7 protein-coding genes are annotated in these 6,416 nt (G+C 72.1%); all 7 read left to right on the top strand.

Going from position 1 to position 6,416, the window contains the following annotated elements:
* Positions 1-155: 155 nt before the first annotated feature.
* The 7 genes from ACWC94_RS35845 to ACWC94_RS35815 all read left to right on the top strand — a co-directional run bounded on the left by ACWC94_RS35845 (position 156) and on the right by ACWC94_RS35815 (position 6,398).
* Positions 156-1,829 (top strand): ATP-binding protein, encoded by a 1,674-nt coding sequence (locus ACWC94_RS35845; RefSeq protein WP_450801455.1) that lies wholly within the window; start codon positions 156-158, stop codon positions 1,827-1,829.
* 90 nt (positions 1,830-1,919) lie between these two features.
* Positions 1,920-2,354: a roadblock/LC7 domain-containing protein gene (locus ACWC94_RS35840; RefSeq protein ID WP_450801454.1), complete on the top strand. Its 435-nt coding sequence runs from the start codon at positions 1,920-1,922 to the stop codon at positions 2,352-2,354.
* 2 nt (positions 2,355-2,356) lie between these two features.
* Positions 2,357-2,728: a DUF742 domain-containing protein gene (locus ACWC94_RS35835; protein ID WP_450801453.1), complete on the top strand. Its 372-nt coding sequence runs from the start codon at positions 2,357-2,359 to the stop codon at positions 2,726-2,728.
* Positions 2,706-3,305: a GTP-binding protein gene (locus tag ACWC94_RS35830; RefSeq protein WP_450801452.1), complete on the top strand. Its 600-nt coding sequence runs from the start codon at positions 2,706-2,708 to the stop codon at positions 3,303-3,305. Before ACWC94_RS35835 ends, ACWC94_RS35830 begins: the two co-directional genes overlap by 23 nt.
* A 61-nt stretch (positions 3,306-3,366) precedes the next feature.
* Positions 3,367-3,942, top strand: coding sequence for a GAF domain-containing protein (locus ACWC94_RS35825; RefSeq protein WP_450801451.1), 576 nt, complete (start codon positions 3,367-3,369; stop codon positions 3,940-3,942).
* A 191-nt stretch (positions 3,943-4,133) separates the two neighbouring features.
* Positions 4,134-5,162 carry an L-threonine 3-dehydrogenase gene (gene tdh, locus ACWC94_RS35820; RefSeq protein ID WP_450801450.1) on the top strand — a complete coding sequence of 343 codons (1,029 nt, stop codon included), beginning with the start codon at positions 4,134-4,136 and terminating at the stop codon, positions 5,160-5,162.
* A 42-nt stretch (positions 5,163-5,204) separates the two neighbouring features.
* Positions 5,205-6,398, top strand: a complete 1,194-nt coding sequence (locus tag ACWC94_RS35815; RefSeq protein WP_450801449.1) for a glycine C-acetyltransferase — start codon at positions 5,205-5,207, stop codon at positions 6,396-6,398.
* The last annotated feature ends 18 nt before the right edge of the window (positions 6,399-6,416 follow it).

Raw genomic sequence — 6,416 nt, 5'->3', positions numbered from 1 at the left:
GTGGGCGGGGTGTGCTCCTGGTCCCGGGAGGGCGGCGTGGCCGCCGGGCGGCTTGAAACCTTCCTTGTTGCGGCGGGGGAGGGTCGTCCAGCCAGGCGGGCAGCGAGCAGAAGCTCGAGGTCTTCGTCAACCTCGCCCGCCGGCTCCAGTCGCTCGTGCACCGAGAGATCTCGATCCTCGACGAGCTGGAGAACGAGATCGAGGACCCGGACCTGCTCAAGGGCCTGTTCCACGTGGACCACCTGGCCACCCGCATCCGGCGGCACGCCGAGAACCTCGCCGTGCTCGGCGGCGCGGTCTCCCGGCGCCAGTGGAGCAACCCGGTCAGCATGACCGAGGTCCTGCGCTCCGCCATCGCCGAGGTCGAGCAGTACTCCCGGGTGAAGCTGGTGCCGCCCATCGACGGCGATCTGCGCGGCCACGCCGTCGCCGACGTCATCCATCTGCTCGCCGAACTCATCGAGAACGCCTCGGTGTTCTCCGCTCCGCACACCCAGGTGCTGCTCCGCGCGGGCCTCGTCACCTCCGGGCTCGCGGTGGAGGTGGAGGACCGCGGACTCGGCATGCCCGTCGGCGAACAGAACCGGATGAACGCCCTGCTCGCCGATCCCGACCAGGTGAACGTCGCCAGCCTGCTGGCCGACGGCCGTATCGGCCTCTACGTCGTCTCCCAGCTCGCCCGGCGGCACGGCATCCACGTGCGCCTGCAGAGCAACATCTACGGCGGTGTGCAGGCCGTACTCGTCGTCCCGCAGGCGTTGCTGGGGACGGCGTCCGGTGTGCCCGGCGCGGTCGCCGGGACCGGCGCCCCCCAGCCGCACCCTCCGGCCGACACCGGCGCGGCGCCCGCCGTGCGGCTCCAGGGCCGGACTCAGGGCCTGGGGGAGCAGCAGGCTCCGGGCCAGGGGTACCAGCACGTGCACGCGCAGGGGCAGGGACACGCGGCCGGGCAGGGGCATGGGGCCGGACAGGCGCGCGGTCCTGTGCCCGCGCCCGTGCCGGCGCCCGGAGTGCGGTCGGAGGAGGCGGGTCCCGCGCAGGACGGTGACGGTACGGGGCAGGCTCCCGAGACCGGGCGGCGGCGGCACGCCCAGCGCGGGAGCGGGCGCCGCGGCACCGAGAGCGGCGCGGTGAGCGGGGACGCCGGGCGGAACGACGGTGCCCCGGCGCCGCTTCCGGTGCGGGGCGTGGGGCAGGAGCGGCCCAACCCCGCCGCTGCCGTGCCCGGCGTCGGCGCCGAGGGCCGGGCGGTGGTGGAAGCGCACGCGGGCATCCTGCCCACGCCGCGCACCGGCACCGTGCGGGGCACCATGAGCAAGCCCCCGCTGCCCCGCCGCCGTGCCCAGGAGCACATCGTCCCCCAGCTGCGCGGGGGCCCCGCACCCCGCCACGACGGGGACACCGTCCCGGGCCACGACCCCGGGCTGATGGCGGCCTTCCAGCGCGGGATCGGACTCGCCGAGGCACAGCAGCACTTGGAGCGCATGGAGCACATGGAACACATGCACAGGGAGCATGTGGAGCACATGGAGAGCCAGGAGCCCGCCGCCCTGGACTCCAGCCATCTGAACTCCAGCAGCCACCTGGACTCCACGCACACGGGGTCCACACACACGGGTTCCCCACACGCGGTCGCAGCCCATATGGACGCGGCCCACACGGACGCCGCCCACAGGGGACCCGATCACCTGACCAGTCGTCACCACCGGGCCGCCGCACCGGAGTTCACCGATCCGGCGAACCCCATATCCCGGCAACACGCCCCTACGCCCGCATCCGACGGTGCTCGCGGTGCCGGCCGGCCCGACGGGAGCGCCCCGGCCGGCTGACACCCGCACCGTCACCACCCCCACCACTCCAACCCACCCACCCCCCCAGCGCTCCCGCAGACCTTACGTACCCCAAGGAGTCGATCCACCATGGCGAGCGATGCGCCGACCGCCCACGCAACCGACCTCGACTGGCTGCTGAGCGGCCTCGTGCAGCGCGTACCGCACACCACCAGCGCGGTGCTCCTGTCCTGCGACGGGCTCGTGAAGTCCGTGCACGGTCTCGACATCGACAGCGCGGACCACATGGCGGCCCTGGCCTCCGGCCTGTACTCCCTCGGCCGCAGCGCGGGCGTCCGGTTCGGCGACGGCGGGGACGTCCGCCAGGTCGTCGTCGAACTCGACTCGACCCTGCTGTTCGTCACCACCGCCGGTTCCGGCACCTGTCTCGCCGTGCTCGCCGGCCGGGAGGCCGACGCCGCCGTGCTCGGCTACGAGATGGCGATGCTCGTCAAGAGCGTCCGGCCCTACCTCGTCACCGCACCCCGGCAGCACGCCGTCGAACCCACGGCGACGAGGCCTTGAGGGTGGCTGCAGCCGGCGACGGGCCCTGGCTGGACGACGCGGCCGGACGACTGGTGCGCCCGTTCACGGTCAGCAACGGACGGACCAGGCCCAGCATCGCCCTGGACCTGATGTCGCAGGTGATGGCCACCGGCGTCACCCCGCTCGGCTACCTCGGCCCCGAGCACGCCCAGGCGCTCGACCTGTGCCGGTCACCCGTCTCGGTCGCCGAGGTCGCCGCACACCTGAAACTGCCCGCCGTCGTCACCAAGGTGCTGCTCTCGGACCTCGTCGACGGCGGCGCCCTGACCACCAAACCCCCCGCCTTCCACCACACACCCACTGACCGGTCTCTGCTGGAGGCAGTGCTCGATGGACTACGACGACAGCTCTGACCCGTTCCCCACCGCGCTGAAGATCCTGGTGGCGGGCGGGTTCGGGGTCGGCAAGACGACTTTCGTGGGCGCGGTCAGCGAGATCGCGCCGCTCAGCACGGAGGAGCTGCTCACCACGGTCAGCGTCGGCACGGACAGTCTCGACGGCGTCGAGAACAAGATGGAGACCACCGTCGCCATGGACTTCGGCCGGATCACCCTGGATCCGGACCACGTGCTCTACCTGTTCGGCACACCGGGGCAGGAGCGGTTCTGGTTCATGTGGGACGAGCTGTCCGAGGGCGCGCTCGGCGCGGTGATCCTCGCCGACACCCGTCGGCTGCAGGACTGCTTCGCGGCCGTGGACTTCTTCGAGGAGCGCGGGCTCGGCTTCATCGTCGCCGTCAACGAGTTCGACGGCGGCCACCGCTACGACCCCGAGGAGGTGCGGGCCGCCATCGACCTCGACCCCGAGATCCCCGTCGTCCGCTGCGACGCCCGGATCTCCAGCTCCGGCGTGCAGACCCTGCTCACCCTCGTACGCCACCTCCTCGCCCACGCCCCGGCGCCCGCGCCGAGCCATGGCGCCCACATGTGATCCCGCCCTACCGCCCACGGAGCCGCCCCATGAGGTACGCCCACAGCGCCGGAGCCCGGCCATGACGTACGAGCCGCCCCGGCCGGTCCGGGGCCTGCTGCTCACCCCCGAGGACAAGGAGGCACCCGCGCGCGTCCACCGGTTGCGCCTGCTGGGCCTGGTGGACCGTCCCGACCCGGCGCTGGACGCCTTCGCGGACCATCTCGCCCGGCTCACCGGCGCGCCCTACGCCATGGTCAACTTCATCGGCGAGGACCTCCAGTTCTTCGCCGGCCTGTGCGTCCCCGTCACCCCTCCCTTCCTCCGGGAGGACGGCAGCAGGCCGGAGCTGGGCCGGGTCCTGCCGCGTGACCATGGCTTCTGCCCCCATGTGGTGGTCCGCCGCAAGGCGCTGGTGCTCGAGGACGTCCGCGACTATCCGCGGTTCGCCGGGAACCCGGTCGTGGACGAGTACGGCATCCGCTCCTATCTCGGCGCCCCGCTCATCGACAGCTCGGGCATGGCGCTGGGCACGGTGTGCGCGGCCGACACGGCCCCGCGCACCTGGGGGAGGGACGGTCTGGAGGCCATCAAGGCGCTGGCCGCCGATCTCGTCGTACGCCTCGAACGAAGCGCCGAGGACGGCCTGCCGCTGTGACGGATGACGACGGCCCCCTGCCCAGGCGGCACAAGGGGCGTGAAGGAAAGCTGAGGCGGCGGTTAAGAAAAGCTCGATGGACCCGCACCCCGCGCATACGGCAGATTGCAGGGTGATTCCACCCCTCTGACCCGGTGCGGGCCTCTTCGGCGTACCCGCGGGCCGGGACCTCACCCACAGGAGCGGCACGCGTGAAGGCGCTGGTCAAGGAGAAGGCGGAGCCGGGGCTCTGGCTGACGGACGTCCCGGAGCCTGAGATGGGTCCCGGCGACGTACTGATCAAGGTCATGCGGACCGGTATCTGCGGGACCGACCTGCACATCCGGGCCTGGGACGGCTGGGCGCAGCAGGCGATCCGCACGCCGCTCGTGGTCGGGCACGAGTTCGTCGGGCAGGTCGTCGAGGTCGGTCGGGACGTGGCCGACATCCGTATCGGCGACCGGGTCAGCGGCGAGGGCCATCTGGTGTGCGGCAAGTGCCGCAACTGCCTGGCCGGCCGCCGCCATCTGTGCCGGGCCACCGTGGGCCTCGGGGTCGGCCGCGACGGTGCCTTCGCCGAGTACGTCGCCCTGCCCGCGTCCAACGTGTGGGTGCACCGCGTCCCCGTCGACCTCGACATCGCCGCGATCTTCGACCCGTTCGGCAACGCCGTGCACACGGCGCTGTCGTTCCCGCTGGTCGGCGAGGACGTCCTGATCACCGGCGCCGGGCCGATCGGCCTGATGGCCGCCGCCGTCGCCCGGCACGCCGGCGCCCGCAACGTCGTCGTCACCGACGTCAGCGAGGAGCGCCTGGAGCTGGCCCGCAAGATAGGGGTCAGCCTCGCCCTGAACGTCGCCGAGTCCACCATCGCCGACGGCCAGCGGGAGCTGGGCCTGCGCGAGGGCTTCGACATCGGCCTGGAGATGTCCGGCCGCCCCGAGGCCATGCGGGACATGATCGCGAACATGACGCACGGCGGCCGGATCGCCATGCTCGGCCTGCCGTCGCAGGAGTTCCCGGTCGACTGGACCCGGATCGTCACCTCGATGATCACCATCAAGGGCATCTACGGCCGCGAGATGTTCGAGACCTGGTACGCGATGTCGGTGCTCCTGGAGGGCGGTCTGGACCTCGCTCCCGTGATCACGGGCCGGTACGGCTACCGCGACTTCGAGGCCGCGTTCGCGGACGCCGCGAGCGGCAAGGGCGGCAAGGTCATCCTCGACTGGACTGTTTGATTCCTGGCTCGGTTCGCCCCCCCGCACTTGATGGAGTTCCTCATGTTCAACACCGTCCGCGACGACCTGCGCGCCACCCTCGACGAGATCCGGGCCGCCGGCCTGCACAAGCCCGAGCGGGTCATCGGCACCCCGCAGTCCGCGACCGTCGACGTCACCGCCGGCGGCCGCCCCGGCGAGGTCCTCAACTTCTGCGCCAACAACTACCTGGGCCTCGCCGACCACCCCGAGGTCATCGCCGCCGCCCACGCCGCCCTCGACCGGTGGGGCTACGGCATGGCCTCGGTCCGCTTCATCTGCGGCACCCAGGAGGTGCACAAGGAGCTGGAGGCCAGGCTCTCGGCCTTCCTCGGACAGGAGGACACGATCCTGTACTCCTCCTGCTTCGACGCCAACGGCGGTGTCTTCGAGACGCTGCTCGGCGAGGAGGACGCGGTGATCTCCGACGCCCTCAACCACGCCTCCATCATCGACGGCATCCGCCTGTCCAAGGCCCGCCGCTTCCGCTACGCCAACCGCGACCTCGCCGACCTGGAGACGAAGCTCAAGGAGGCGTCCGACGCCCGGCGCCGCCTGATCGTCACCGACGGCGTCTTCTCCATGGACGGCTATGTGGCGCCCCTGGCGGAGATCTGCGACCTCGCCGACCGCTACGACGCGATGGTCATGGTCGACGACTCGCACGCCGTCGGCTTCGTCGGCCCGACCGGCCGCGGCACCCCCGAGCTGCACGGCGTCATGGACCGCGTCGACATCATCACCGGCACCCTCGGCAAGGCCCTCGGCGGCGCCTCCGGCGGCTATGTCGCCGCCCGCGCCGAGATCGTCGCCCTGCTGCGCCAGCGCTCCCGGCCGTACCTGTTCTCCAACACCCTCGCCCCGGTGATCGCCGCGGCCTCCCTGAAGGTCCTCGACCTGCTGGAGTCCGCCGACGACCTGCGGGTCCGGCTCGCCGAGAACACCGCGCTGTTCCGCCGCCGCATGACCGACGAGGGGTTCGACATCCTCCCCGGCGACCACGCCATCGCCCCCGTGATGATCGGCGACGCGGCGCAGGCGGCCCGTATGGCCGAGCTGCTGCTGGAGCGGGGCGTGTACGTGATCGGCTTCTCCTACCCGGTCGTCCCGCAGGGCCAGGCCCGCATCCGCGTCCAGCTGTCCGCCGCGCACTCGACGGACGACGTCAACCGAGCGGTCGACGCGTTCATCGCCGCCCGCGCCGAGCTGGCGGCCTGACCAGCGCGGATCCCCTGG

The organism is Streptomyces sp. NPDC001135 (genome assembly GCF_053598395.1).
Note: the sequence above shows the minus strand (reverse complement) of the source record. Positions and strands in the feature narration are given on the sequence as shown.

Coding starts and splice junctions, on each gene's coding strand:
- ACWC94_RS35840 (WP_450801454.1), top strand. CDS start 1,920: ATGGCGAGCGATGCGCCGACCGCCCACGCAACCGACCTCGACTGGCTG.
- ACWC94_RS35830 (WP_450801452.1), top strand. CDS start 2,706: ATGGACTACGACGACAGCTCTGACCCGTTCCCCACCGCGCTGAAGATC.
- ACWC94_RS35825 (WP_450801451.1), top strand. CDS start 3,367: ATGACGTACGAGCCGCCCCGGCCGGTCCGGGGCCTGCTGCTCACCCCC.
- ACWC94_RS35815 (WP_450801449.1), top strand. CDS start 5,205: ATGTTCAACACCGTCCGCGACGACCTGCGCGCCACCCTCGACGAGATC.